Origin of the sequence: Pseudomonas orientalis, from assembly GCF_001439815.1 — a bacterium.
Lineage (GTDB): Bacteria > Pseudomonadota > Gammaproteobacteria > Pseudomonadales > Pseudomonadaceae > Aquipseudomonas > Aquipseudomonas orientalis.
In genome coordinates this window covers 38,492-63,352 of the sequence record NZ_JYLM01000004.1, presented here as the reverse complement: position 1 = coordinate 63,352, position 24,861 = coordinate 38,492, and the positions used below count along the sequence as shown (strand labels likewise).

The following is a 24,861-nucleotide window of genomic DNA, read 5'->3' as shown; positions in this document are numbered from 1 at the left end:
AGACACTGCCTATGTGCGGCTGAATCCTGTATTTTCATGCTATCTGTACTGGTCCCTTGGGAGTGACCGCTGTGACCCTTTACGTCAACCTCGCCGAATTGCTGGGCACACGCATCGAACAAGGTTTTTATCGCCCCGGCGACCGCCTGCCTTCCGTACGCGCATTGAGTGTGGAGCACGGGGTCAGCCTGAGCACGGTGCAGCAAGCCTACCGATTGCTGGAAGACAACGGCCTGGCGATGCCCAAGCCCAAGTCCGGCTATTTTGTGCCGCCAGGGCGTGAACTGCCGGCGCTGCCCGAGGTGGGTCGCCCGGCCCAGCGACCGGTGGAAATTTCGCAGTGGGATCAGGTACTGGAATTGATTCGTGCCGTGCCGCGCAAGGGCACCATACAGTTGGGCCGTGGCATGCCGGACGTGTTGTCGCCGACCCTCAAACCATTGCTTCGCAGCCTGGCTCGCGTCAGTCGCCGCCAGGACCTGCCGGGACTGTATTACGACAACATTCTTGGCTGTATGGAATTGCGCGAGCAGATTGCGCGACTGTCATTGGATTCCGGCTGCCAATTGACGGCCGAGGACATCGTCATCACCACCGGTTGCCACGAAGCCTTGTCCGCCAGCATCCGCGCCATTTGCGAGCCCGGCGATATCGTTGCGGTGGACTCGCCAAGTTTCCACGGCGCCATGCAGACCCTCAAGGGTCTGGGCATGAAAGCCCTGGAAATCCCCACCGACCCGATCACCGGCATCAGCCTTGAAGCCCTGGAACTGGCGCTGGAACAGTGGCCGATCAAAGTCATCCAGCTCACCCCCAACTGCAACAACCCATTGGGCTACATCATGCCGGAGGCGCGCAAACGCGCACTGCTGACCCTGGCCCAGCGCTTTGACGTGGCGATCATCGAAGACGATGTGTATGGCGAACTGGCCTACAGCTACCCGCGCCCGCGCACGATCAAATCCTTCGACGAAGACGGCCGGGTGCTGCTGTGCAGTTCGTTCTCCAAAACCCTGGCACCCGGCCTGCGCATCGGCTGGGTCGCACCGGGACGCTACCTGGACCGGGTGCTGCACATGAAATACATCAGCACCGGCTCGACCGCCACCCAGCCGCAGATCGCAATCGCAGAATTTCTCAAAGGTGGCAATTTCGAACCGCATTTGCGCCGGATGCGCACGCAATATCAGCGTAACCGCGACCTGATGCTCGACTGGGTCAGCCGCTACTTCCCCGCCGGTACGCGCGCCAGCCGGCCCCAGGGCAGTTTTATGCTGTGGATAGAATTGCCGGAGGGCTTCGATGCGCTCAAGCTCAACCGCGCCCTGATGGAACAAGGCGTGCAGGTGGCGGTAGGCAGCATCTTTTCTGCCTCCGGCAAATACCGTAATTGCCTGCGCATGAACTACGCTGCCAAATCGACGCCGCAGATCGAGGAGGCGGTGCGCAAGGTCGGTACCGCTGCGCACGCCCTGCTGGCCGAAACGGCGGACTGACCTTTTCCGAGCAATTGCCGTCATATGCCGACAAACGCCCTGACCTGGATGCCGCTTCCTTGATGATTCAACGGCTTTTACCGCTTGTCCTGACGGGAGCGCTGGCACTGGGTGGCTGCGCGACGGCCTACACGCCGCGCGTGCCCACTGATGCGCTGCCGGCGGCACAGTCCTCCTTCGGCCGTTCGATCCAGGCCCAGGCGGCAGCGTATCAGGGCCGCTCGGGCTTTCGCCTGCTGCCCAACAGCAGCGAAGCCTTCATGGCCCGCGCCGAGCTGATCCGCAACGCCCAGACCAGCCTCGACCTGCAGTACTACATCGTGCACGACGGCATCAGCACGCGCATGCTCGTGGACGAACTGCTCAAGGCTGCCGACCGCGGCGTGCGGGTGCGCATCCTGCTGGACGACACCACCAGCGACGGGCTCGACCAGATCATCGCCACGCTTGCCGCCCATCCCAACATCGACATTCGCCTGTTCAACCCGCTGCACCTGGGGCGCAGTACCGGGGTGACTCGCGCCATGGGGCGCCTGTTCAACCTGTCGCTGCAACACCGGCGCATGCATAACAAACTGTGGCTGGCCGACAACAGTGTGGCGATCGTCGGCGGGCGCAACCTGGGGGATGAGTATTTCGATGCCGAACCCAACCTGAATTTCACCGATATCGACATGCTCAGCGTCGGACCGGTGGCCGAGCAACTGGGCCACAGTTTCGATCAGTACTGGAACAGCGCGCTGAGCAAGCCTATCGATGAGTTTGTCTCAACCATGCCTTCCAGGATCGACCTCGCTGTGGCGCGTGGGCGCCTGGAGGCCTCGCTGACCCAATCGCGCCAGCAGAACCACGCCCTGTATAACCGCCTGCGCACCTACCAGACCCAGCCGCGCATGGATATCTGGCGTCGCGAGTTGATCTGGGCGTGGAACCAGGCGCTGTGGGATGCCCCGAGCAAGGTGCTGGCCAAGGCTGACCCGGACCCGCAATTGCTCCTCACCACGCAACTGGCGCCGGAGCTGGATGGCGTCAGCCGTGAGCTGATCATGATTTCGGCGTACTTCGTTCCCGGGCCGCCCGGGCTGGTGTACCTGACCGGCCGCGCCGATGCGGGCGTGTCGGTGAATCTGCTGACCAATTCCCTCGAAGCTACGGATGTACCGGCCGTGCATGGCGGCTACGCGCCCTACCGCAAGGCGCTGCTCGAGCATGGCGTGAAACTCTATGAGCTGCGTCGGCAACCTGGCGACCCCAGCGCGACCAGCGGGCCGCACCTGTTTCGTCGAGGCAGCTTTCGCGGCTCAGACTCCAGCCTGCACAGCAAGGCGATGATTTTCGATCGGGAAAAGTCGTTCATCGGCTCGTTCAATTTCGATCCGCGCTCCGTGCTGTGGAACACCGAAGTCGGCGTGCTGGTGGACAGCCCGGAACTGGCGGAACACGTACGCAACCTGGCGTTGCAAGGGATGGCGCCGGCGCTGAGCTACGAGGCGAAATTGCAGGACGGGCAGATCGTGTGGGAGACCGAAGATAACGGCCAGTTGCACACCCTGACCCGGGAGCCCGGCAGTTGGTGGCGACGGTTCAATGCGTGGTTCGCGACCAGCGTCGGCCTGGAGCGCATGCTCTAACCCATGTGGGAGGGGGCTTGCCCCCGATTGCGGTGTGTCAGTCACCCGATGCAGCCACTGACACTAAGCTATCGGGAGCAAGCCCCCTCCCACATTTGCCCCTGCACTATTTCCAGCAGAGTTAGAGCTTGATCCAGGTCGCCTTCAGCTCGGTGTATTTGTCGAACGCGTGCAGCGATTTATCGCGACCGTTACCCGACTGCTTGAAGCCACCGAACGGAGCGGTCATGTCGCCGCCGTCGTACTGATTGACCCACACGCTACCGGCACGCAGGGCCTTGGCCGTCAGGTGCGCCTTGGAAATGTCCGCCGTCCACACCGCCGCGGCCAGGCCATATTGAGTGTCGTTGGCGATGGCGATGGCTTCTTCGGCGCTGTCGAACGTGATCACCGACAGAACCGGGCCAAAGATTTCTTCCTGGGCAATTTTCATGGCGTTGGTCACACCGTCGAAAATGGTCGGTTCGACGTAAGTACCACCGGTTTCTTCCAGCGTGCGCTTGCCCCCGGCGACCAGCTTGGCGCCATCGGCATGACCGGCTTCGATGTACGACAGCACGTTGTTCATCTGCTGGGTGTCCACCAGCGCACCCACGTTGGTGGCGGGGTCCAGCGGGTTACCGGGTTTCCAACCCTTGAGGGCTTCGATCACCAGCGGCAGGAAGGTGTCCTTGATCGAACGCTCCACCAACAGGCGCGAACCGGCGGTGCAGACTTCGCCCTGGTTGAAGGCAATGGCGCTGGCGGCGGATTCGGCGGCGGCTTGCAGGTTCGGCGCATCGGCAAACACGATGTTCGGGCTCTTGCCGCCGGCTTCCAGCCACACGCGCTTCATGTTCGATTCGCCGGAGCGGATCAACAGCTGCTTGGCGATTTTGGTGGAACCGGTAAAGACCAGGGTGTCGACGTCCATGTGCAGCGCCAGCGCGTTACCCACGGTGTGGCCGTAGCCCGGCAGTACGTTGAACACGCCTTTTGGAATGCCGGCCTCAACGGCCAGGGCGGCGACGCGGATGGCGGTCAGCGGAGACTTTTCGGACGGCTTGAGAATCACCGAGTTACCGGTCGACAGCGCCGGGCCGAGTTTCCAGCAGGCCATCATCAGCGGGAAGTTCCACGGTACGATCGCACCGACTACGCCGACGGGCTCACGGGTCACCAGACCCAGTTGGTCATGGGGCGTGGCCGCCACTTCATCGTAGATCTTGTCGATGGCCTCGCCGCTCCAGCTCAGGGCATTTGCCGCGCCGGGTACGTCGACGTTCAGGGAATCGCTGATCGGCTTGCCCATGTCCAGGGTTTCCAGCAGCGCCAGCTCTTCGGCATTGGCCTTGAGCAGCGCGGCGAAACGGATCATGACGGACTTGCGCTTGGCCGGTGCCAGGCGCGACCAGACACCGGAATTGAAAGTGGCACGGGCGTTTTCCACGGCGCGCTGGGCGTCGGCGGCGTCACAGCTGGCCACGGTGGCGAGCAGACGGCCATCGACCGGACTGATGCATTCGAACGTGTCACCGGAAACGGCGGCGGTGTATTCACCATTGATGTAAGCGCGGCCTTCGATTTTCAGGTCCTTGGCGCGTTGCTCCCAGTCGGCACGGGTCAGGGTGGTCATGCGAGTGTCCTCCTCTTATTGAATAGAGGGCCAGGTGGATGTACCCCCGGCAACCTCAAAGAATTCTTGCCCGCCAGCCATCTGTTCGGCGCAAGGCAGCTGCCACCCTAAACCAGCGGCTGGTGATGTTTCAATATATTTGACATAACGGCGGTAAACGCCCTTGCGATGTTCATTTTAATAAACATAGACTTTGGGCTCCCCAACCGCAGGCCAGACGGGACAAGCACATGAGCATCCAGGACATCGTCGATTTCAGCCAAGCCAACACCGCCCCCGACCGCTATCGCCCTGCTGCCGAGAAAATCCTCAAGGGCGATCCCGAACAGACGGTCTACAACCATTACAACAGCCCATGCGGACAAATGAACGCGGGCGTCTGGGAAGGCGAAGTCGGGCAGTGGACAGTCAATTACACCGAGCATGAATACTGCGAGATCGTGCAGGGGGTTTCCGTACTTCGCGATGCCCAGGGCAATGCCAAAACCTTGCGCGCCGGCGACCGCTTTGTGATCCCGGCCGGCTTCAGCGGCACCTGGGAAGTGCTGCAAGCGTGCCGCAAGATCTACGTGGTGTTCGAACAGAAAGCCTGATCAGCACATCCCAGGCAAAAAAAAGCCCGTATCGTGAGATACGGGCTTTTTTTCACAAGGAAGAAAATCAATTACTTGATTTTGCCTTCTTTGTAGATCACGTGCTTGCGAACGCGCGGGTCGAACATTTTCTTTTCGAGCTTGTCCGGGGTAGTACGCTTGTTCTTGTCGGTAGTGTAGAAGTGACCAGTACCGGCGCTAGAGATCATTCGAATCAATTCACGCATGATAGAGCTCCTTAGATCTTGCCGGCGGCGCGGATTTCGGCCAGCACGACAGTGATGCCACGCTTGTCGATGATACGCATGCCTTTGGCAGATACACGCAGGCGAACAAAACGTTTCTCTTCTTCAACCCAGAAGCGGTGATGCTGCAGGTTCGGCAGGAAACGACGACGGGTTTTGTTATTTGCGTGGGAAATGTTATTCCCAGTCACCGGACCCTTACCGGTAACTTGACAGACTCTCGACATGCCTCAGCCCTCTAAAACCACATGCCCAACCCGGCATGGGTTGGCCGCTTAATCTCTCAGTCATTTGGCGCCAGGCGCCGCGTTTCTTTAGGGTCTTACCGGCTACACCTACAAGCGAAGGAACCGGGCCCCTAGAAAAGAGCGCTGCTTTATACCAGAAAGACCCAGGTGCAACAACAGCGAGTGTGTTTTTACCTGGGCAAATCTCGGCTATTGCCGCCTGAACCGTTGCCAGGAGGGGCCGCCGTAACAGCCGACCGCTCGTCGCACAGAATGATTTTCAGCGCCTGCAGGTACTCGAACCTGCACGTTGAAACGCGCTGAGGCGCCATCAAAACAGCATTTTGAGCAAAAGCACAGGCAAAAATAGGCTAGTCATTTAATCAACAGGCCACTACGGTAGGCCTTTTCCAGACTGCACTCGCAGATGGGCCTTCGATCTGCACAGGAAACCGAATATGCGCCTCGCTGCCCTACCGCTATTGCTAGCCCCCTTATTTATCGCGCCAATGGCCGTTGCCGCCACCCATTTGAGCGTCTGCACCGAGGCCAGCCCCGAAGGGTTCGACGTGGTGCAATACAACTCGCTGACCACCACAAACGCCTCGGCGGACGTGCTGATGAACCGCCTGGTGGACTACGACGCAACCGCCGGCAAGCTGGTGCCGAGCCTGGCGGACAGCTGGGACGTCTCCCCGGATGGCCTGACTTACACCTTCAAATTGCACCCGAACGTGAAATTCCATCGCACCGAGTATTTCACCCCGAGCCGCACCCTGACGGCCGAAGACGTGCGCTTCAGCTTCGAACGCATGCTCGACCCGGCCAACCCGTGGCACAAGATCGCCCAGAGCGGCTTCCCCCACGCGCAATCTTTGCAACTGCCGGCGCTGATCAAGAAGATCGATGCCCTCGACCCGCTGACGGTGCGCTTCACACTGGATCACGCCGATTCCACCTTTCTTGCAGCATTGAGCATGGGCTTTGCCTCGATCTACCCGGCCGAATATGCCGACAAACTGCTCAAGGCCGGCACTCCGGAAAAACTCAACAGCCAGCCCGTGGGTACCGGCCCGTTCGTTTTTGTGCGCTTCCAGAAGGATGCGGTGGTGCGCTACAAGGCCAACCCGGACTACTTCGCCGGCAAACCGACCGTGGATAACCTGATCTTCGCCATCACGCCGGATGCCAATGTGCGCCTGCAGAAATTGCATCGCGATGAATGCCAGATCGCCCTTTCGCCCAAGCCCTTGGATGTGGGCGAGGCGGAAAAAGACCCGGCCCTGAAGGTGGAAAAAACCGCTGCCTTCATGACCGCCTTCGTCGCCATCAACAGCCAGCATCCGCCGCTGGACAAGCCCGAAGTACGCCAGGCGATCAACCTGGCCTTTGACAAAGGCAGCTACCTCAAGGCCGTATTCGAAGGCACCGCCGAAGCGGCCAATGGTGTTTACCCACCCAATACCTGGAGCTACGCCAAGGATTTGCCAGGTTATCCACAAGACCTTGCCAAAGCCAAGGCACTGCTGAACCGCGCCGGCCTCAAGGACGGCTTCAAAACCACCATCTGGACCCGTCCTACCGGAAGCCTGCTGAACCCCAATCCGAATCTTGGCGCGCAACTGCTGCAGGCCGACCTGGCCAAGGTCGGCATCCAGGCCGACATCCGCGTGATCGAATGGGGCGAGTTGATTCGCCGCGCCAAGGCCGGCGAGCACGACCTGCTCTTCATGGGCTGGGCCGGTGACAATGGCGATCCGGATAACTTCCTTACCCCGCAATTTTCCTGCGCTGCCGTCAAGTCAGGTACCAATTTCGCCCGCTACTGCGACCCCGCGCTGGACAAGCTGATCAGCGCCGGCAAGACCACCAGCGAACAGGGCGTGCGCAGCAAGCTTTACCAGCAGGCCCAGGCGCAGATCCAGCAGCAGGCCCTATGGCTGCCCCTGGCGCACCCCACAGCATTTGCCCTGACGCGCAAGAATGTCGAAGGCTACCAGGTGAGCCCGTTTGGCCGGCAGGATTATTCCAGAGTCAGCCTCAAGCCTTAAGCCGCAAGCTGCAAGCCGACTTGTGGCTTGCAGCTTTAAACTTGCAGCTGCCCTCACATCCATCCGTATTCCGCCATCGACAATGGATCACCATCGCCCACGATGATGTGATCCAGCACCCGCACGTCCACCATTTCCAGGGCCTTTTGTAGAATTTTGGTCAGTTTTCGATCAGCGGGGCTTGGATCCACGCTTCCCGAGGGATGGTTGTGGCACAGGATCAACGCCGCCGCGTTGTACGCCAGCGCGCGCTTGACCACTTGCCGGGGATAGACCAGGGCGGTATCGATGGTGCCTTCGCAGAGCGCCTCGAAACCCAGCACCCGATGCTTGGAGTCGAGAAACAGGCAGCCAAACACCTCGTGGGACTCATGACGCAGCAGCGCCTTGAGGTATTCGCGCACGGCCAGCGGACTTTCCAGCACCGAATCGTTGCGCAGGCGCTCGGCCATATGGCGCCTCGACATTTCCAGCACCGCCTGCAATTGGGCAAATTTTGCCGGCCCCAGGCCCAACTGCTGATTGAACAACGCCTGGCTGGCCTCCAGCAGCGGGCGCAGGCCACCGAATTGCGTCAACAGGTGGCGCGCCAGGTCCACGGCGCTCCTGCCGGATACCCCGGTGCGCAGGAAGATCGCCAGCAATTCGGCATCGGACAGACTGGCCGCGCCCCATTCCAACAACTTCTCTCGCGGCCGCTCGGCAGCAGGCCAATTGCGAATACTCATCCCACCTCCCTTCCATGATGTACGCCATATGCGCCGCTGTTGCCGGACGGACGCTGTGTTATCGTAGGCCCTCTTTTTTGCCTGCGATTTCACCTGGGGAGGGGTCATCGCAAGCGTCACTGAACTGGCTTCACTGAACTGGAAAGGCAAACCAATGCAGCGTCTGTATCGGAAACGCATCGTTCTCGGCGTCGGCGGCGGCATTGCCGCCTACAAGAGCGCAGAGCTGGTTCGCAGGCTCCTGGACCAGGGCGCCGAAGTGCGCGTGGTCATGACCCGTGGTGGCAGTGAGTTCATCACCCCGCTGACCATGCAGGCCTTGTCCGGCCACCCGGTTCACCTGGACCTGCTGGACCCGGCAGCCGAAGCTGCCATGGGCCATATCGAACTGGCCAAATGGGCCGACCTGGTGCTCATCGCGCCGGCCACCGCCGACCTGATCGCGCGCCTCGCCCAGGGCATCGCCGATGACCTGCTGACCACCCTGGTACTGGCCACCGACGCCACCGTCGCCATCGCCCCGGCGATGAACCAGGCCATGTGGCGCGACCCGGCCACCCAGGCCAACACCCAGCTCCTGCAAAGCCGTGGCCTCAAGGTTTTCGGCCCGGCGTCCGGCAGCCAGGCCTGCGGCGACGTCGGCATGGGCCGCATGCTCGAAGCCACCGACCTGGCGCTGTGTGCCGCCGAGTGCTTCCAGCACCTGGCCTTGACCGGCAAACACGTACTGATCACCGCTGGCCCGACCCAGGAAAACATCGACCCTGTGCGCTACATCACCAACCATAGCTCAGGAAAAATGGGCTTTGCCCTGGCTGAAGCTGCGGTTGAGGCAGGCGCACGTGTCACCCTGATCACCGGCCCGGTGCATTTGCCGACGCCCGATCGTGTTACCCGAATCGACGTAGTCAGCGCCCGGGACATGCTGGCGGCCTGTGAGGCGGCCATTCCGTGCGACCTGTTCATCGCCTCGGCAGCGGTTGCGGACTACCGGCCGGAAGTGGTTGCGCCGCAAAAGCTCAAGAAAGACCCTACAAGCGGTGATGGTCTGCTCCTGCAAATGGTGCGCAACCCGGATATCCTGGCCACCATCGCCACACGTCCGGATCGTCCGTTCAGCGTCGGTTTCGCTGCCGAGACCGAACATTTGCTGGACTACGCCGCACGCAAGTTGAAAGACAAAAATCTCGACCTGATCGTTGCCAATGATGTCGCCAACCCGAGCATCGGCTTCAACAGTGAGGAAAATGCCATCAGCGTGATCGACCGTGAGTTGCACGCCACCGTTTTCGCCCAGACCAGCAAAGGCAAGATTGCCCGCCAACTGATCTCTTTTATCGCCCAACGGCTGAACCAGGTTTAATGTCCATGCACGCTTTGCAAGCCAAGATCCTCGACCCACGCATTGGTAGCCAATTCCCACTTCCGGCCTACGCCACCCCAGGTTCCGCCGGCCTGGATCTGCGCGCCATGCTCCAGCAGGACACAGTCCTCGAGCCGGGCCAGACGCTCCTGATTCCCACCGGCCTGTCGATCTACGTCGGCGACCCGGGGCTGGCAGCCCTGATCCTGCCGCGCTCCGGCCTGGGCCACAAACACGGCATCGTGCTGGGTAATCTGGTGGGCCTGATCGACTCCGACTACCAGGGCGAATTGATGGTGTCGTGCTGGAACCGCGGCCAGACCGCGTTCAACATCGCGGTTGGCGAGCGCATCGCCCAACTGGTGCTGGTGCCGGTGGTCCAGGCGCAGTTCGAACTGGTGCAGGAATTCGACGAAACCCAGCGCGGCGCAGGTGGTTTCGGGCATTCCGGCAGTCACTGACTAAGCTGAACAGGGCCGGGTGCAATTGCCCGGCCAGACGCCACCGCCAGGTTTTTCAGGATGAAGAATGCGCGAAAATTATCAGCGGATTTTATTAAATAAAATCAACAAGTTACGCAGATATGCGCGCAGGACCGAGGCGCCGATGGCACTTTTACACCACGAACTCTCTGCCGAAAACGTCGTCATACCCTTCAGTTTGAGCCTGCCGGCCAGCCACATCAGGCCAGCCTTGCCCCCTTTCAGATGGAGTTTCCCCCCGCGATGAGTACCGCAGCCCGCGTAGCCCCGAGCTTTCCCGACAGCATCTTCCGTGCCTATGACATTCGTGGCGTGGTGCCCAAGACCCTGACCGCCGAAACTGCCTATTGGATCGGCCGCGCCATCGGTTCGCAGAGCCTGGCCCAGGGCGAGCCGAATGTCTCGGTAGGTCGTGACGGCCGCCTGTCCGGCCCGGAACTGGTGGAACAACTGATCCAGGGCCTGGCCGACAGCGGTTGCCACGTCAGCGACGTCGGCCTGGTACCCACGCCTGCGCTGTATTACGCCGCCAACGTTCTGGCCGGCAAGTCCGGCGTCATGCTGACCGGCAGCCACAATCCGTCGGACTACAACGGCTTCAAAATCGTCATCGCCGGCGACACCCTCGCCAACGAACAGATCCAGGCCCTGCACACTCGGCTGAAAACCAACGACCTGACCAGCGGCACCGGCAGCATCACCCAGGTCGACATCCTGCAGCGCTATTCGGATGAGATCACCCGCGACGTCAAGCTCGCCCGCCGCCTCAAAGTGGTGGTGGATTGCGGCAACGGCGCGGCCGGCGTGATCGCTCCGCAATTGCTCGAAGCCCTGAACTGCGAAGTCATCCCGCTGTTCTGCGATGTCGACGGCAACTTCCCCAACCATCACCCGGACCCGGGCAAACCGGAAAACCTGGTGGACCTGATCGCCAAGGTCAAGGAAGTGGGCGCCGACGTCGGCCTGGCTTTCGACGGCGACGGCGACCGCGTGGGCGTGGTGACCGAGACAGGCGAGATCGTGTTCCCGGACCGCCTGTTGATGCTGTTCGCCCGTGACGTGGTGGCGCGCAACGCCAACGCCGAAATCATCTTCGACGTGAAGTGCACCCGTCGCCTCACACCCCTGATCAAGGAATACGGCGGTCGCCCGCTAATGTGGAAGACCGGTCACTCGTTGATCAAAAAGAAAATGAAGGAAACCGGCGCCTTGCTCGCTGGCGAAATGAGCGGTCACGTGTTCTTCAAAGAACGCTGGTTCGGGTTTGACGACGGCATTTACAGCGCCGCGCGTCTGCTGGAGATCCTCAGTAAGGAAAAATCCACCGCTGAGGAGCTGTTCCAGACCTTCCCGAATGACATTTCTACACCAGAGATCAATATACATGTGACCGAAGAGAGCAAATTCAGCATCATTGACGCATTGCACGATGCGCAATGGGGTGAAGGCGCCAACCTGACCACCATTGATGGTGTGCGAGTCGATTACGCCAAAGGCTGGGGCCTGGTTCGCGCGTCCAACACCACACCGGTGCTGGTCCTGCGTTTCGAGGCGGATACCGAGGCCGAGTTGCAGCGCATCAAGGACGTGTTCCACGTCCAGTTGAAACGTGTTGCCCCTGATCTCCAATTACCGTTCTGATTTTTTACCGGAGCCCTGAATGACCCTCGAACGCGAAGCCGCTGCCAACACCGCCAAGGTCCTGTCCGAAGCGTTGCCCTACATTCGACGCTATGTCGGCAAGACGCTGGTGATCAAGTACGGCGGCAATGCCATGGAAAGCGACGAGCTGAAAACCGGCTTTGCCCGCGACATCGTGCTGATGAAGGCCGTGGGGATCAACCCGGTTGTCGTCCACGGCGGTGGGCCGCAAATCGGCGATCTGCTCAAGCGTTTGTCGATCGAGAGTCACTTCATCGATGGCATGCGCGTCACTGACGCGCAGACCATGGATGTGGTGGAGATGGTGCTCGGTGGCCAGGTCAACAAGGACATCGTCAACCTGATCAACCGCCACGGCGGCAGCGCCATCGGCCTGACCGGCAAGGACGCGGAACTGATCCGCGCGAAAAAACTGACCGTGACGCGCCAGACGCCGGAGATGACCCAACCGGAAATCATCGACATCGGCCAGGTGGGCGAAGTGATCGGCATCAACACCGATCTGCTCAACCTGCTGGTCAAGGGTGACTTCATCCCGGTGATCGCCCCCATCGGTGTGGGCGCCAATGGCGAGTCGTACAACATCAATGCCGACCTGGTTGCGGGCAAGGTGGCCGAGGCGCTGAAGGCTGAAAAGCTGATGCTGCTGACCAACATCGCCGGCCTGATGGACAAGGAAGGCAAGGTGCTGACCGGCCTGACTACGCAACAAGTCGACGAACTGATCGCCGATGGCACCATCTACGGCGGCATGCTGCCGAAAATCCGTTGCGCGCTGGAAGCCGTGCAAGGCGGCGTCGGCAGCTCGCTGATTCTCGATGGCCGGGTGCCGAACGCGATCCTGCTGGAAATCTTCACCGATACGGGTGTAGGCACGCTGATCAGTAATCGCAAGCGTCCTTAAAAACGCTGAAAACAAATGTGGGAGGGGGCTTGCCCCCGATGGCGGCGTATCAGTTGGAGTATCCAGCACTGATCCATCGCTATCGGGGGCAAGCCCCCTCCCACATTACTTGCTATATCAGACGCCGAACTGCTCGCGGTATGCCTTGACCGCCGGCAAGTGCTGCTTGAGCTGCGGATCATCCTCAAGGAACTGCAACACCTGGTTCAACGACACGATGCTCACCACCGGAATACCGAAGTCACGCTCCACTTCCTGGATCGCCGACAACTCGCCGTTGCCACGCTCCTGACGGTTCAAGGCGATCAGAACGCCCGCCGCCTTGGCGCCGTCCTGGGACGCGATGATCTGCATCACTTCACGGATCGCGGTGCCGGCGGTGATCACGTCGTCGATGATCAGCACATCGCCAGTCAACGGCGCGCCGACCAGGCTGCCACCTTCGCCATGGGCCTTGGCTTCCTTGCGGTTGAAGCACCACGGCAGGTCCTGCCCGTGATGTTCCGCCAGGGCCACCGCTGTCGCAGCCGCCAGTGGAATGCCCTTGTAGGCCGGACCAAAGAGCACGTCGAAGGAAATACCGCTCTCAACGATAGCTGCCGCGTAGAAACGACCCAGTTGAGCCAGGGCCGAGCCCGAGTTGAACAAGCCGGCATTGAAGAAATACGGACTGGTGCGCCCGGACTTGAGGGTGAACTCACCGAAGCGCAAAACCCCGCGATCGATGGCAAAACGAATGAAATCGCGTTGATACGCCTGCATGAAAAAAGCCTCAGATACCACGGATTTAGCTAATTAGGTAGACGGCGTGTATCATACACGCACGCGATTTTTGGGGCCATTTATGCGGATCATCAGTGTGAACGTTAATGGTATTCAGGCTGCAGTCGAGCGTGGTTTGCTCAGTTGGCTGCAAGCACAGAATGCCGACGTCATCTGCCTGCAGGACACCCGCGCCTCCGCCTTTGAACTGGACGACCCAGCCTTCCAACTGGATGGCTACTTCCTTTATGCCTGCGATGCCGAAGTGCCCACCCAAGGTGGCGTGGCTTTGTACTCGCGGTTGCAACCCAAGGCGGTCATCAGCGGCCTCGGCTTCGAGACAGCCGACCGCTACGGGCGCTACCTGCAAGCAGATTTCGACAAGGTCAGCATCGCGACCTTGCTGCTTCCTTCGGGGCAGAACGGCGATGAAGACTTGAACCAGAAATTCAAGCTAATGGACGATTTCGCCCGTTATCTGGATAAACAGCGACGCAAACGTCGCGAGTACATTTACTGTGGCTCGCTGTACGTGGCGCAACAGAAGCTGGATATCAAGAACTGGCGCGACAGCCAGCAATCCCCGGGCTTCCTGGCGCCGGAACGGGCCTGGATGGACGAGATTGTCGGCAACATGGGCTATGTCGACGCCCTGCGCGAAGTCAGCCGTGAAGGCGACCAGTACAGCTGGTGGCCGGATAACGAGCAGGCCGAAATGCTCAATCTGGGCTGGCGTTTCGACTACCAGCTGCTGACCCCGGGCCTGCGCCGGTTCGTGCGCAGTGCGCGCTTGCCGCGCCAGCCGCGCTTCTCTCAGCACGCGCCGCTGATCGTGGACTACGACTGGACCTTGACCATCTGAGGTCTTTCTCCAGGCACAAAAAAACCGACAGTGATGTCGGTTTTTTTGTGGGCAACCCGCTTACTTGATCAGGCGCCAAGTCCACGGATAACGGTAGGCAATACCCTTATTCGCCTTGATACCGGCAATGATCGTCAGTATCAGTGCGCCAATCACCAGCACGGTCATCAACAAAAAGCCGATGACCACGAAACCCAGCAACAGGCATACCAGCCAGGCGATCGCCACCGTAATCTGGAAGTTCAGGGCTTCCTTGCCCTGATCATCGATCAGCGGGTCCACGTCCTTCTTGAACTGCCACAGGATCAGCGGCCCCAACAAACTGCCGAAGGGGAATACCAACCCTGCAAACGCCGCGAAATGACACAACATCGCCAACTGGCGCACTTCCCTGGACGGTGCCGGAACCGGCAACTGGCTGTCATTCATGGCGCTTCTCCTCTGGACCGGCTTAGTCAGCCAGTGCGGCGTTTTGCAGTTCAAAGATTTCGGTCATGCCTTTCTGCGCCAGGGCCAGCATGGCGTTCAGCTCGGCCGGCTGGAATGGCGCGCCTTCGGCGGTGCCCTGCACTTCGATAAAACCACCGGTGCTGGTCATGACCACGTTCAGGTCGGTCTCGGCAGCCGAGTCCTCCAGGTAGTCCAGGTCCAGCACAGGCTCGCCCTGGTACATGCCGACCGAAACGGCGGCGATCATTTGCTTGAGCGGGTCACCGCCCTTGAGGCCACCGCGCTTCTTGATCACTTTCAATGCGTCGACCAAAGCCACCATGGCGCCGGTGATCGACGCGGTACGGGTGCCGCCGTCGGCCTGGATCACGTCGCAATCGACGTACAGGGTCACGTCGCCCAGCTTGGACATGTCCAGGGCTGCGCGCAGGGAGCGACCGATCAGGCGCTGGATTTCCAGGGTACGCCCGCCCTGCTTGCCACGGCTGGCTTCACGCTGGTTACGCTCGCCGGTGGCACGCGGCAGCATGCCGTACTCAGCGGTCAACCAACCCTGGCCCTGGCCCTTGAGGAAACGCGGCACGCCGTTCTCGACGCTGACGGTGCAGATCACCTTGGTATCACCAAACTCGACCAGTACAGACCCCTCGGCGTGTTTGGTGTAGTTGCGGGTGATGCGGATCGAGCGGAGCTGATCGGCAGCGCGACCACTTGGACGTTTCATAGGGAATTCCTGTACGGGGGACGAAAAACTGCCGAGCATTATAGAGCCGCCAGCGGATTCGCGGCACTTCTAAAAATCCGGTTACGAATGCGCGCGTTTGGGCGCCCCCCTCCCACTGCGCTACAATCCTGCGCCTTCAGATTGTAGGAGCGAGCTTGCTCGCGAAAAACGTCAACGAATACGGGGCCTTCCTGATTCAGCGCGGTGCCCTTGCGTTCTTCGCGAGCAAGCTCGCTCCTATAGGTCAGCCTGACCACTTTCTATTTATCCAACGCGAGGTACCTCCATGGTGCACAGCATGACCGCCTTCGCCCGTGTCGAAAAAGCCGGCGCCCAAGGCACCCTCAGCTGGGAATTGCGCTCGGTCAACAGCCGTTACCTGGAGCCGCACCTGCGCCTGCCCGAGTCTTTCCGCGACCTCGAAGGCGCCGTACGTGAAGCGCTGCGCCAGGGCATTTCCCGCGGCAAGCTGGAATGCACCCTGCGCTTTACCGAAGAAACCACCGGCAAACCGCTGCAGGTCGACCGCGACCGTGCGGCGCAACTGGTCGCCGCCGCCGAGACCATCGCCGGCCTGATCAAGCAGCCTGCCGCGCTAAATCCGCTGGAAGTGCTGGCCTGGCCCGGTGTGCTGGTGGCCGACGCCACCGACCCGCAGGCCCTCAACGCGCAAGCCCTCGCCTTGTTCAACCAGGGCTTGAAGGAACTCAAGGCCGGCCGCGAGCGCGAAGGCGCCGAACTGGCGCGCCTGATCAGCGAGCGCCTGACCTCCATTGAAGAAGACGTGGTCACCCTGCGCGAGCTGGTGCCGCAGATGCTCGCCACCCAGCGCCAGAAGGTGCTCGACCGCTTCACCGACATGAAAGCCGACCTCGACCCCACACGCCTGGAACAGGAAATGGTGCTGCTGGCCCAAAAAAGCGACGTTGCCGAAGAGCTCGACCGCCTGAGCACGCACATCCTTGAAGTACGCCGCGTGCTCAAGTCGGGCGGTGCCGCCGGTCGGCGCCTGGACTTCCTGATGCAGGAACTCAACCGCGAAGCCAATACACTGGGCTCCAAAGCGTTCGATCCGCGCAGCACCACGGCGGCGGTCAACCTCAAAGTGTTGATCGAGCAGATGCGCGAACAAGTACAGAATATTGAGTAAGGCAACCTCCATGACCCATAGCACCGGCACCCTTTACATCATTTCCGCCCCTTCGGGCGCGGGCAAGAGCAGCCTGGTCAAGGCCCTGACCGACGCTGACGAGCAGATCCGCATCTCGGTGTCCCACACCACCCGCGCCATGCGCCCGGGTGAAGTGAACGGCGTGCACTATCACTTCGTCGAGCGTACCGAGTTCGTCAAGATGATCGAACACGGTGACTTCCTGGAGCGCGCCGAAGTGTTCGGCAACCTCTACGGCACCTCGCAAAGCCACCTGCAGCAGACACTGGATGAAGGCCATGACCTGATCCTGGAAATCGACTGGCAGGGCGCCGAACAGGTACGCCAGCTGATGCCCAAGGCGCGCTCGATCTTCATCCTGCCGCCTTCGCTTGAAGCCTTGCACCAGCGCCTGACCAACCGCGGCCAGGACAGTGACGAGATCATCGAAGGCCGCATGCGTGAAGCCGTCAGCGAAATGAGCCACTACGTCGACTACGACTACCTGATCATCAATGACGATTTTGCCCACGCACTGGATGATTTAAAGGCGATTTTCCGCGCCAACCAGCTGCAGCAAAAGCGCCAACAGCAGCGTTTCGGCAAATTACTGGCCGAACTGCTCGGCTGATTGGCCCTTCCCAAAACCGCTGCAAGGGCTTTACATTGGCACTTGTAGCGGTTTTGCGAGGGCCTGAGAAAAATCAGCGCTTCCCTAAACGCTGGTGATTTTTTAAACTGCTCAGTCCGCTCGCCCAACCGGGCAGCGCGCATCTTGCATTCGCTCCGAGGAATACCATGGCCCGCGTAACCGTTGAAGACTGCCTAGAACACGTGGATAACCGCTTTGAGCTGGTCATGCTCTCTACCAAGCGTGCCCGTCAACTGGCCACTGGCGGCAAAGAGCCCCTGGTCCAGTGGGAAAACGACAAGCCTACCGTTGTGGCCCTGCGTGAAATCGCTGAAGGCCTGATGAGCTACGAGTTCATCGCCAACGCTGAAATCGTTGAAGACGAACCGCTGTTTGCAGCGTTCGAGGACGAGTCCAACGAGGCCGTCTAAGCCTATGCCAGGTCGACGTAGCACGGCGCGGGGTCACAGCCTTCGGCAGGAGTTCACACTTTGCCGAGCATAGACGCCCTCGCCGATCGCTTATCGACCTACCTCGGTCCCGACCAGGTCAACCTGGTCCGCCGAGCGTATTTCTACGCCGAACAAGCCCACGACGGCCAACGCCGCCGTAGCGGCGAGGCGTATGTCACCCATCCGCTTGCGGTGGCAAACATTCTTGCCGACATGCACATGGACCATCAGAGCCTGATGGCCGCGATGCTGCATGACGTGATCGAAGACACCGGCATCGCCAAGGAAGCGCTCAGCGCGCAATTTGGCGAAACCGTGGCCGAACTGGTCGACGGGGTCAGCAAACTGACCCAGATGAACTTCGAGACCAAGGCCGAGGCCCAGGCGGAAAACTTCCAGAAGATGGCCATGGCCATGGCCCGCGATATCCGCGTGATCCTGGTCAAGCTGGCCGACCGGCTGCACAACATGCGCACGCTGGAAGTGCTCTCCGGCGAAAAACGCCGGCGCATCGCCAAGGAAACCCTGGAAATCTACGCGCCCATCGCCAACCGGCTGGGCATGCATGCCATTCGTATCGAATTCGAAGACCTCGGTTTCAAGGCCATGCACCCGATGCGCTCGGCGCGCATCTACCAGGCGGTCAAGCGCGCCCGGGGCAACCGCAAGGAAATCGTCAACAAGATCGAAGAGTCCCTGAGCCATTGCCTGGCGATCGATGAGATCGAAGGCGAAGTCAGCGGGCGGCAGAAACACATCTACGGCATCTACAAGAAGATGCGCGGCAAGCGCCGGGCCTTCAACGAGATCATGGACGTGTATGCGTTTCGGATCATCGTCGACAAGGTCGACACCTGCTACCGCGTGCTGGGCGCTGTGCATAATTTGTACAAACCCCTGCCGGGCCGCTTCAAGGATTACATCGCGATTCCCAAGGCCAACGGCTACCAGTCGCTGCATACCACGCTGTTCGGTATGCACGGCGTGCCGATCGAGATCCAGATCCGCACCCGCGAAATGGAAGAGATGGCCAACAACGGCATCGCCGCCCACTGGCTGTACAAGTCCAGCGGCGACGAGCAGCCCAAGGGCACCCATGCCCGTGCCCGCCAGTGGGTCAAGGGCGTGCTGGAAATGCAGCAACGTGCGGGCAACTCCCTGGAGTTCATCGAAAGCGTGAAGATCGACCTGTTCCCGGACGAGGTCTACGTGTTCACACCCAAGGGCCGGATCATGGAGCTGCCCAAAGGCTCCACGGCGGTCGACTTTGCCTACGCGGTGCATACCGACGTGGGCAACAGCTGCATTGCCTGTCGGATCAATCGTCGTCTCGCACCGCTGTCCGAACCGCTGCAGAGCGGCTCCACGGTCGAGATCGTCAGCGCTCCGGGCGCGCGCCCCAACCCGGCCTGGCTCAACTTCGTGGTCACCGGCAAAGCGCGCACGCACATTCGTCATGCCCTGAAATTGCAGCGCCGCTCCGAGTCCATCAGCCTCGGCGAACGCTTGCTGAACAAGGTGCTCAACGGTTTCGACAGCGCCCTGGACAAGATCCCGCAGGAGCGGGTGCAAGCGATGCTCCACGAATATCGTCAGGAAACCATCGAAGACCTGCTGGAAGATATCGGCCTGGGTAACCGCATGGCCTACGTGGTCGCCCGCCGCCTGTTGGGCGAAGGCGAACAGTTGCCAAGCCCGGAAGGCCCGCTGGCGATTCGCGGCACCGAGGGCCTGGTGCTCAGCTACGCCAAATGCTGCACACCGATCCCGGGCGACCCGATTGTCGGCCACTTGTCGGCGGGCAAAGGCATGGTGGTGCACCTGGACAACTGCCGCAACATCACCGAAATCCGTCACAACCCGGAAAAATGCATCCAGCTTTCATGGGCCAAGGATGTCACCGGCGAATTCAATGTCGAGCTGCGGGTGGAGCTGGAACACCAGCGCGGCCTGATCGCCCTGCTGGCCAGCAGCGTCAACGCGGCCGACGGCAATATCGAGAAAATCAGCATGGACGAGCGCGATGGGCGCATCAGCGTGGTCCAGCTGGTGGTCAGCGTCCACGACCGCGTGCACCTGGCCCGCGTGATCAAGAAACTGCGCGCCTTGACCGGTGTGATCCGCATCACCCGCATGCGTGCATAACCGATCCATTACAAGGAGTCATTCATGACCAAGACAGTAATCACCAGCGACAAAGCCCCGGCCGCCATCGGTACTTATTCCCAGGCGATCAAGGCGGGCAACACCGTCTACATGTCCGGCCAGATCCCGCTGGACCCCAAGACCATGGAACTGGTGGAAGGCTTCGAAGCACAGACCGTACAGGTCTTCGAAAACCTCAAGTCCGTGGCTGAAGCGGCTGGCGGTTCGTTCAAGGACATCGTCAAGCTGAACATCTTCCTGACCGACCTGAGCCATTTCGCCAAGGTCAACGAGATCATGGGCAAATACTTCGAACAGCCGTACCCGGCCCGCGCCGCCATCGGCGTGGCTGCCCTGCCAAAGGGCGCGCAGGTTGAAATGGACGCGATTCTGGTCATCGAATAAAGACACCCGGCGTAGCTTCAACAGCTGCGCCGACTTCGTTTCAGAAGGATTTAGTCATGCGCAAAGCGCTTGTAGCCTCGTCGTTGCTCGCCCTGCTGCTCGGCGGCTGTGCCAGCAACCCTGCCAATCTGGATGTCAGCGGGACCTGGATCAACCAGGCCGCCATCGATGCGGCAGCCAAGGGCGGCCCTTTGCGCGAAGCCCTGCAGACCTTTGGCCCGAACCTCGAATGGGAGGTCAACACCAAGGCCTTGCAGGCACGCTACTACAACGGTTTTGAAGTAGCCGAAGGCAAGTTGCAGACCGACAAGCCCGGCGCCTGGAGCGTGGACTTCTACGGCAGCTCGGCCACCGAGCTCAAGCGCAAAGGCAAAAAGCTGCTGCAAGTGGCCAACGACAATGAGCCCGAGCAACTGTTCATGCGCCCCAAGGATCCGGCTCCGGACGGTGCGCCACTGGGCGCCAACTTCGAGCGGGCGCTCTATGCGGCCTACATGGGCGGAGACTGGAAGATCACCGACGGAGTCGGCAATGGCGCCACGGTACAGTTCCAGGCTGACGGCAAGATTGTCGGCCTGCCTGGGGTGGACCGCTACTCCCTGTGCCTGGCGGGCGATTGCGCCTCGATGAGCGGCGGTTATGACAGCATCTGGCTGCAACTGAACGGCGTGGGCAACCCGTGGATCTTTGCGCGCAAGGGCAAGCAACTGGAGATTTTCCAGGCGATCAACACGGCGCAAGCGGATGACGTGCCTCAGTTCACCCAAGGCCCTCGCCAGTGGTTGCTTGAGAGATAATCGCAGCCCCAGCGCAGGTTAAAAATGTGGGAGGGGGCTTGCCCTAATGCCAGTCTGTAGGAGCGAGCTTGCTCGCGAAAAACGTCAACGATAACGCGTGCTTTCTGAATGAACGCGGTGCCTGTGAGTTTTTCGCGAGCAAGCTCGCTCCTACAGACGGCGGTGTACGCTTAACTGACTGGCATTAGGGCTTGCCCCCTCCCACCCTTTAATCGTATTCAGCCTTTTAAAATAGCTGCATAGCCTTCCCGGTAAGTCGGGTATGTCGGCGCCCAACCCAGCGCCTTGGCCCGTGCATTACTGCATTGTTTACTGCCCGCCCGCCGCACACTGGCGTCCTCGGACCACTCTGTCACACCCAGATACTCACGCAACCAGCCCACCACCTCGGCCAATGGCGCCGGAGCGTCGTCGACACCGATATACACCTTGTCCAGCGAACCGCCCTGCTCCACATGACGCAACAAAAACGCCAGCAAGCCCGCCGCGTCATCCGCGTGAATCCGGTTGCCATATAAAGGCGGATCAATCGCCACGCGGTAACCCTGGCGAACCTGGGTCAACAGCCACTCACGGCCCGGGCCGTAAATGCCGGTCAATCGCACCACGCTCGCCGGGATGCCGCTGTTGAGCGCAACCTGCTCGGCTTCGAGCATGACCTGGCCGGAATAACCTTTCGCCTGGGTTTCAGAGGTTTCGTCGACCCATTCGCCATTCTGCTGTCCATACACACTACTGCTGGACACGAACAACAAATGCCTGGGCTCCTGACCGTAATCCGTCAGCCACTCCAGCACATGCTTCAAACCCTGCACATAGGCTGCGCGATAGCCGGCCTCATCGTGGTCCGTGGCCGCCGCGCAGTACACCAGGTAATCCACCCCGCCGATCGGCCAGGTCTCAGGGCAGTCTTTATTGAACAGGTCGCCAGCGATGCCGATCACGCCGTCGGGAAGGCGTGAAATATCGCGGCGCAGGCCATGGACCTCCCATCCTCCGGCCAGCAATTGGCTAGCCAGCCGACCACCCACATCGCCGCAACCGGCAATCACAACAGAAGGCGCAGACATCTTAAAACTCCATTCTCAAAGGCGCAGATTAGCCGCGCGAGAGGATCAACGGCCAGTAAAAAGCGAAATAAAGTAACACTGCCACTTTAGTTAACAAGAATTACTTGCAATAATAACCGCCCATTTGTCCTCGACCCGCAGGGGTCTGGCAGGACGATCACTCATTATTTTCACTCAGGTCCGGCCAGCATGACACGTAATACAAACCCCGCTTCGCCAACCATGCCTCACAGCCCATCCCGCGCCTGGCGTGCGATCGCTGCGATGCTGTTCAGCGTGCTGCTGGCGCCGACCGCCGCTTTCGCTGATGCCACCGCACCTGCCGCTCCAGCCGCTGCCGAGCAGAATGCCACCACCCCGGCTGCGCCTGCCGCCGCGCCAACCGCTACCGACCCGGCCCAGGCTGCAGCGCCTGCCAGCGAAACCGGCGTCGTGCTGGAAGAAGACAACACCCTGGGCATGGCACACGACCTGTCCCCGTGGGGCATGTACCAGAATGCCGACGTGGTGGTGAAAGCCGTGATGATCGGCCTGGCCATCGCCTCGATCATCACCTGGACCATCTGGATCGCCAAAGGCTTCGAGCTGCTGGGCGCCAAGCGTCGCCTGCGCACTGAAATCGTCCACCTGAAAAAAGCCACCACCCTCAAGGAAGCGAGCGAAACCGCGACCAAAAAGGGCACCCTGGCCAACACCCTGGTGCACGACGCGCTGGAAGAAATGCGACTGTCGGCCAACACCCGCGAAAAAGAAGGCATCAAGGAACGTGTCAGCTTCCGCCTGGAGCGTCTGGTGGCGGCTTGCGGTCGCAACATGAGCAGCGGCACCGGCGTGCTGGCGACCATCGGCTCCACCGCCCCCTTCGTCGGTCTGTTCGGTACCGTGTGGGGCATCATGAACAGCTTCATCGGCATCGCCAAGACCCAGACCACCAACCTCGCCGTGGTCGCCCCCGGCATCGCCGAAGCCCTGCTGGCTACCGCCCTGGGCCTGGTTGCCGCGATTCCAGCGGTGGTGATCTACAACGTCTTCGCCCGTTCGATTGCCGGCTACAAAGCCCAGGTGTCGGATGCCTCGGCAGAAGTGCTGCTGCTGGTCAGCCGCGACCTCGATCACCTGCCTCCCGAGCGCAGCTCGCAACCGCATATGGTGAAAGTGGGGTAATCGGCCATGGGCCTGCATTTGAATCAAGGCGACGACGAACTCGTCGAGAACCACGAAATCAACGTCACGCCGTTTATCGATGTGATGCTGGTGCTGCTGATCATCTTCATGGTGGCCGCACCGTTGGCCACCGTGGATATCAAGGTTGACCTCCCCGCCTCCAGCGCCAAGCCGGCGCCACGGCCGGAGAAGCCGATTTTCCTCAGCGTGAAGGCGGACCAACGCCTGTTCCTGGGTGAAGAAGAAGTCAAGGCTGAAACCCTGGGGCCGGTGCTCGACGCCAAGACCCAGGGCAAGAAAGACACGACGATCTTCTTCCAGGCCGACAAGGGCGTGGACTACGGCGACCTGATGAGCGTGATGGATGCCCTGCGGGCAGCCGGCTACCTCAAGGTAGGCCTGGTCGGACTTGAGACGGCAGCCAAGAAATGATCACGACGCGCCACAAACTGACGCGTTATGGCACCAGCCTCGCAGTCGTGCTGGGCGTGCATGCCGTCGCGATTATCATCGCGCTCCAATGGTCCGCGCCGCAGGCGATCCAGTTGCCGCCGGCCGCGATGGTCATTGATCTGGCGCCCCTGCCGGCGCCACCGCCGCCGCCGGCACCGCCCAAGGTCGTAGCGCCTCCGCCACCACCGGTCGAAGAGCTGCCTCTGCCGAAACTGGCCGAGGCGCCCAAGCCAACGATCCAGGTGCCCAAGCCGGTCAAGCCCAAACCCAAGCCACAGCCGCCCAAGCCGGTGGAGAAGAAGCCCGAGCCGCCCAAGGAGAAACCGTCCGAGGAGCCACCGAGCGATACGCCGCCGAGCAATGCACCCGCGCAAAAATCTGCGCAGCCTGCTCCCGGCCCATCGGCACAACAGCTGGCCGCTCAGGCATCCTGGCAAAGTACCCTGCTGGCACACCTGCAGAAGTACAAGAAGTATCCGCCGGGCGCGCAGCAGCGTGGCAAGGAAGGCATGAACCGCCTGCGCTTCGTGGTGGATGGCGAAGGCAACGTGCTGTCCTATGAGTTGGAGGGCCGCTCCGGCAACGCCGACCTGGACCGCGCGACGCTGGACATGATCCGCAAGGCTCAACCCTTGCCCAAGCCGCCCGCCGACCTGTTGAAAAACGGCAGCGTGGAACTCGTCGCACCGTTCGTTTACAACATCGACAAGCGTCGCCGCTAGCCGGGCACTGTGGGAGGGGCCAGTTTCCTCCCACATCGCTTTCTTGCTTCAGCAAAATTCCCGGCATTCCCCGCTCA

General features: G+C 60.9%; 25 protein-coding genes and 1 pseudogene. 18 read left to right on the top strand and 8 right to left on the bottom strand.

Annotated elements, in window-relative coordinates:
* Positions 1–71: 71 nt before the first annotated feature.
* Together TU82_RS11515 and TU82_RS11510 are read left to right on the top strand one after the other, a co-directional pair.
* On the top strand, positions 72–1,496 hold the full coding sequence (locus TU82_RS11515) for an aminotransferase-like domain-containing protein (RefSeq protein ID WP_057723320.1): 1,425 nt from the start codon (positions 72–74) through the stop codon (positions 1,494–1,496).
* Positions 1,497–1,558: 62 nt separating this feature from the next.
* Positions 1,559–3,127 (top strand): phospholipase D family protein, encoded by a 1,569-nt coding sequence (locus TU82_RS11510; RefSeq protein WP_057723319.1) that lies wholly within the window; start codon positions 1,559–1,561, stop codon positions 3,125–3,127.
* Between the two features lie 121 nt (positions 3,128–3,248).
* Here TU82_RS11510 and TU82_RS11505 read toward each other — a convergent pair whose 3' ends face one another.
* The gene (locus TU82_RS11505; protein ID WP_057723318.1) at positions 3,249–4,742 is read right to left on the bottom strand and encodes an aldehyde dehydrogenase; all 1,494 of its coding nucleotides are present in this window, start codon (positions 4,740–4,742) and stop codon (positions 3,249–3,251) included.
* Between the two features lie 230 nt (positions 4,743–4,972).
* Between TU82_RS11505 and TU82_RS11500 the strand changes: the two genes are divergently transcribed.
* The gene (locus TU82_RS11500) at positions 4,973–5,335 is read left to right on the top strand and encodes a cupin domain-containing protein (protein ID WP_057723317.1); all 363 of its coding nucleotides are present in this window, start codon (positions 4,973–4,975) and stop codon (positions 5,333–5,335) included.
* Between the two features lie 71 nt (positions 5,336–5,406).
* On the opposite strand, the gene rpmG is transcribed toward TU82_RS11500, so the two are convergent.
* The gene (gene rpmG, locus TU82_RS11495) at positions 5,407–5,562 is read right to left on the bottom strand and encodes a 50S ribosomal protein L33 (RefSeq protein ID WP_003176906.1); all 156 of its coding nucleotides are present in this window, start codon (positions 5,560–5,562) and stop codon (positions 5,407–5,409) included.
* Between the two features lie 11 nt (positions 5,563–5,573).
* Complete coding sequence (gene rpmB / locus TU82_RS11490) at positions 5,574–5,807, bottom strand: 50S ribosomal protein L28 (RefSeq protein ID WP_003176907.1); 234 nt, start codon at positions 5,805–5,807, stop codon at positions 5,574–5,576.
* Positions 5,808–6,265: 458 nt separating this feature from the next.
* Between rpmB and TU82_RS11485 the strand changes: the two genes are divergently transcribed.
* Positions 6,266–7,858 carry an ABC transporter substrate-binding protein gene (locus TU82_RS11485; protein WP_057723316.1) on the top strand — a complete coding sequence of 531 codons (1,593 nt, stop codon included), beginning with the start codon at positions 6,266–6,268 and terminating at the stop codon, positions 7,856–7,858.
* Between the two features lie 53 nt (positions 7,859–7,911).
* Here TU82_RS11485 and radC read toward each other — a convergent pair whose 3' ends face one another.
* On the bottom strand, positions 7,912–8,586 hold the full coding sequence (gene radC / locus TU82_RS11480) for a RadC family protein (RefSeq protein ID WP_057723315.1): 675 nt from the start codon (positions 8,584–8,586) through the stop codon (positions 7,912–7,914).
* A gap of 154 nt (positions 8,587–8,740) precedes the next feature.
* On the opposite strand from radC, the gene coaBC reads away from it, so the two are divergent.
* From coaBC to argB, 4 genes and pseudogenes are all read left to right on the top strand, one after another.
* Positions 8,741–9,949 carry a bifunctional phosphopantothenoylcysteine decarboxylase/phosphopantothenate--cysteine ligase CoaBC gene (coaBC, locus tag TU82_RS11475; protein ID WP_048723622.1) on the top strand — a complete coding sequence of 403 codons (1,209 nt, stop codon included), beginning with the start codon at positions 8,741–8,743 and terminating at the stop codon, positions 9,947–9,949.
* A gap of 5 nt (positions 9,950–9,954) precedes the next feature.
* On the top strand, positions 9,955–10,410 hold the full coding sequence (dut, locus tag TU82_RS11470) for a dUTP diphosphatase (RefSeq protein WP_057723697.1): 456 nt from the start codon (positions 9,955–9,957) through the stop codon (positions 10,408–10,410).
* Between the two features lie 246 nt (positions 10,411–10,656).
* Positions 10,657–12,072: pseudogene (locus TU82_RS11465) on the top strand (phosphomannomutase/phosphoglucomutase); the annotation flags it as partial.
* A gap of 19 nt (positions 12,073–12,091) precedes the next feature.
* Complete coding sequence (gene argB, locus TU82_RS11460) at positions 12,092–12,997, top strand: acetylglutamate kinase (protein ID WP_015886532.1); 906 nt, start codon at positions 12,092–12,094, stop codon at positions 12,995–12,997.
* A gap of 117 nt (positions 12,998–13,114) precedes the next feature.
* Here argB and pyrE read toward each other — a convergent pair whose 3' ends face one another.
* Positions 13,115–13,759, bottom strand: coding sequence for an orotate phosphoribosyltransferase (gene pyrE, locus TU82_RS11455; RefSeq protein ID WP_057723313.1), 645 nt, complete (start codon positions 13,757–13,759; stop codon positions 13,115–13,117).
* A gap of 82 nt (positions 13,760–13,841) precedes the next feature.
* Between pyrE and TU82_RS11450 the strand changes: the two genes are divergently transcribed.
* Positions 13,842–14,621: a catabolite repression control protein Crc gene (locus tag TU82_RS11450; protein WP_003195493.1), complete on the top strand. Its 780-nt coding sequence runs from the start codon at positions 13,842–13,844 to the stop codon at positions 14,619–14,621.
* 60 nt (positions 14,622–14,681) lie between these two features.
* On the opposite strand, the gene TU82_RS11445 is transcribed toward TU82_RS11450, so the two are convergent.
* A complete protein-coding gene (locus TU82_RS11445) occupies positions 14,682–15,050 on the bottom strand; it encodes a DUF4870 domain-containing protein (RefSeq protein ID WP_057723312.1) in 369 nt (122 codons plus the stop codon).
* A 22-nt stretch (positions 15,051–15,072) separates the two neighbouring features.
* On the bottom strand, positions 15,073–15,795 hold the full coding sequence (gene rph, locus TU82_RS11440) for a ribonuclease PH (protein WP_016975928.1): 723 nt from the start codon (positions 15,793–15,795) through the stop codon (positions 15,073–15,075).
* Between the two features lie 286 nt (positions 15,796–16,081).
* On the opposite strand from rph, the gene TU82_RS11435 reads away from it, so the two are divergent.
* The 6 genes from TU82_RS11435 (at position 16,082) to TU82_RS11410 (ending at position 21,375) form a co-directional block, all read left to right on the top strand.
* Positions 16,082–16,945 (top strand): YicC/YloC family endoribonuclease, encoded by an 864-nt coding sequence (locus TU82_RS11435; RefSeq protein ID WP_057723311.1) that lies wholly within the window; start codon positions 16,082–16,084, stop codon positions 16,943–16,945.
* A gap of 10 nt (positions 16,946–16,955) precedes the next feature.
* A complete protein-coding gene (gmk, locus tag TU82_RS11430) occupies positions 16,956–17,576 on the top strand; it encodes a guanylate kinase (protein ID WP_003213284.1) in 621 nt (206 codons plus the stop codon).
* Positions 17,577–17,743: 167 nt separating this feature from the next.
* Entirely contained in the window at positions 17,744–18,007 is a 264-nt protein-coding gene (gene rpoZ / locus TU82_RS11425) for a DNA-directed RNA polymerase subunit omega (RefSeq protein WP_003176920.1), read from the top strand.
* A 60-nt stretch (positions 18,008–18,067) separates the two neighbouring features.
* On the top strand, positions 18,068–20,173 hold the full coding sequence (spoT, locus tag TU82_RS11420; RefSeq protein ID WP_015886535.1) for a bifunctional GTP diphosphokinase/guanosine-3',5'-bis pyrophosphate 3'-pyrophosphohydrolase: 2,106 nt from the start codon (positions 18,068–18,070) through the stop codon (positions 20,171–20,173).
* A 24-nt stretch (positions 20,174–20,197) separates the two neighbouring features.
* Complete coding sequence (locus TU82_RS11415; RefSeq protein WP_003176922.1) at positions 20,198–20,578, top strand: RidA family protein; 381 nt, start codon at positions 20,198–20,200, stop codon at positions 20,576–20,578.
* Positions 20,579–20,634: 56 nt separating this feature from the next.
* Entirely contained in the window at positions 20,635–21,375 is a 741-nt protein-coding gene (locus tag TU82_RS11410) for a hypothetical protein (protein ID WP_057723310.1), read from the top strand.
* A gap of 218 nt (positions 21,376–21,593) precedes the next feature.
* Here TU82_RS11410 and TU82_RS11405 read toward each other — a convergent pair whose 3' ends face one another.
* A complete protein-coding gene (locus TU82_RS11405; RefSeq protein ID WP_057723309.1) occupies positions 21,594–22,445 on the bottom strand; it encodes an SDR family oxidoreductase in 852 nt (283 codons plus the stop codon).
* A 189-nt stretch (positions 22,446–22,634) separates the two neighbouring features.
* Here TU82_RS11405 and exbB point away from each other — a divergent pair, with 189 nt between their 5' ends.
* Genes exbB through TU82_RS11390 form a run of 3 tightly spaced genes read left to right on the top strand, consistent with a single transcriptional unit; the run spans position 22,635 to position 24,784 of the window.
* On the top strand, positions 22,635–23,609 hold the full coding sequence (exbB, locus tag TU82_RS11400) for a tonB-system energizer ExbB (RefSeq protein ID WP_057723308.1): 975 nt from the start codon (positions 22,635–22,637) through the stop codon (positions 23,607–23,609).
* Between the two features lie 6 nt (positions 23,610–23,615).
* On the top strand, positions 23,616–24,041 hold the full coding sequence (gene exbD / locus TU82_RS11395; protein ID WP_003195519.1) for a TonB system transport protein ExbD: 426 nt from the start codon (positions 23,616–23,618) through the stop codon (positions 24,039–24,041).
* Positions 24,038–24,784, top strand: coding sequence for an energy transducer TonB family protein (locus TU82_RS11390; RefSeq protein ID WP_057723307.1), 747 nt, complete (start codon positions 24,038–24,040; stop codon positions 24,782–24,784). The genes exbD and TU82_RS11390 overlap by 4 nt, the downstream gene beginning before the upstream one ends.
* Positions 24,785–24,861 lie beyond the last annotated feature (77 nt).

What these genes read in the sequence shown, in the direction of transcription:
- TU82_RS11410 (WP_057723310.1), top strand. Translation starts at nt 20,635, where the DNA reads ATGCGCAAAGCGCTTGTAGCCTCGTCGTTGCTCGCCCTGCTGCTCGGC.
- TU82_RS11485 (WP_057723316.1), top strand. Translation starts at nt 6,266, where the DNA reads ATGCGCCTCGCTGCCCTACCGCTATTGCTAGCCCCCTTATTTATCGCG.
- TU82_RS11450 (WP_003195493.1), top strand. Translation starts at nt 13,842, where the DNA reads ATGCGGATCATCAGTGTGAACGTTAATGGTATTCAGGCTGCAGTCGAG.
- rpoZ (WP_003176920.1), top strand. Translation starts at nt 17,744, where the DNA reads ATGGCCCGCGTAACCGTTGAAGACTGCCTAGAACACGTGGATAACCGC.
- argB (WP_015886532.1), top strand. Translation starts at nt 12,092, where the DNA reads ATGACCCTCGAACGCGAAGCCGCTGCCAACACCGCCAAGGTCCTGTCC.
- rph (WP_016975928.1), bottom strand. Translation starts at nt 15,795, where the DNA reads ATGAAACGTCCAAGTGGTCGCGCTGCCGATCAGCTCCGCTCGATCCGC.
- TU82_RS11415 (WP_003176922.1), top strand. Translation starts at nt 20,198, where the DNA reads ATGACCAAGACAGTAATCACCAGCGACAAAGCCCCGGCCGCCATCGGT.
- TU82_RS11390 (WP_057723307.1), top strand. Translation starts at nt 24,038, where the DNA reads ATGATCACGACGCGCCACAAACTGACGCGTTATGGCACCAGCCTCGCA.
- radC (WP_057723315.1), bottom strand. Translation starts at nt 8,586, where the DNA reads ATGAGTATTCGCAATTGGCCTGCTGCCGAGCGGCCGCGAGAGAAGTTG.
- TU82_RS11510 (WP_057723319.1), top strand. Translation starts at nt 1,559, where the DNA reads ATGATTCAACGGCTTTTACCGCTTGTCCTGACGGGAGCGCTGGCACTG.
- rpmB (WP_003176907.1), bottom strand. Translation starts at nt 5,807, where the DNA reads ATGTCGAGAGTCTGTCAAGTTACCGGTAAGGGTCCGGTGACTGGGAAT.
- exbB (WP_057723308.1), top strand. Translation starts at nt 22,635, where the DNA reads ATGACACGTAATACAAACCCCGCTTCGCCAACCATGCCTCACAGCCCA.
- TU82_RS11500 (WP_057723317.1), top strand. Translation starts at nt 4,973, where the DNA reads ATGAGCATCCAGGACATCGTCGATTTCAGCCAAGCCAACACCGCCCCC.
- coaBC (WP_048723622.1), top strand. Translation starts at nt 8,741, where the DNA reads ATGCAGCGTCTGTATCGGAAACGCATCGTTCTCGGCGTCGGCGGCGGC.
- TU82_RS11405 (WP_057723309.1), bottom strand. Translation starts at nt 22,445, where the DNA reads ATGTCTGCGCCTTCTGTTGTGATTGCCGGTTGCGGCGATGTGGGTGGT.
- exbD (WP_003195519.1), top strand. Translation starts at nt 23,616, where the DNA reads ATGGGCCTGCATTTGAATCAAGGCGACGACGAACTCGTCGAGAACCAC.
- dut (WP_057723697.1), top strand. Translation starts at nt 9,955, where the DNA reads ATGCACGCTTTGCAAGCCAAGATCCTCGACCCACGCATTGGTAGCCAA.
- TU82_RS11435 (WP_057723311.1), top strand. Translation starts at nt 16,082, where the DNA reads ATGGTGCACAGCATGACCGCCTTCGCCCGTGTCGAAAAAGCCGGCGCC.
- gmk (WP_003213284.1), top strand. Translation starts at nt 16,956, where the DNA reads ATGACCCATAGCACCGGCACCCTTTACATCATTTCCGCCCCTTCGGGC.
- TU82_RS11445 (WP_057723312.1), bottom strand. Translation starts at nt 15,050, where the DNA reads ATGAATGACAGCCAGTTGCCGGTTCCGGCACCGTCCAGGGAAGTGCGC.
- pyrE (WP_057723313.1), bottom strand. Translation starts at nt 13,759, where the DNA reads ATGCAGGCGTATCAACGCGATTTCATTCGTTTTGCCATCGATCGCGGG.
- TU82_RS11505 (WP_057723318.1), bottom strand. Translation starts at nt 4,742, where the DNA reads ATGACCACCCTGACCCGTGCCGACTGGGAGCAACGCGCCAAGGACCTG.
- rpmG (WP_003176906.1), bottom strand. Translation starts at nt 5,562, where the DNA reads ATGCGTGAATTGATTCGAATGATCTCTAGCGCCGGTACTGGTCACTTC.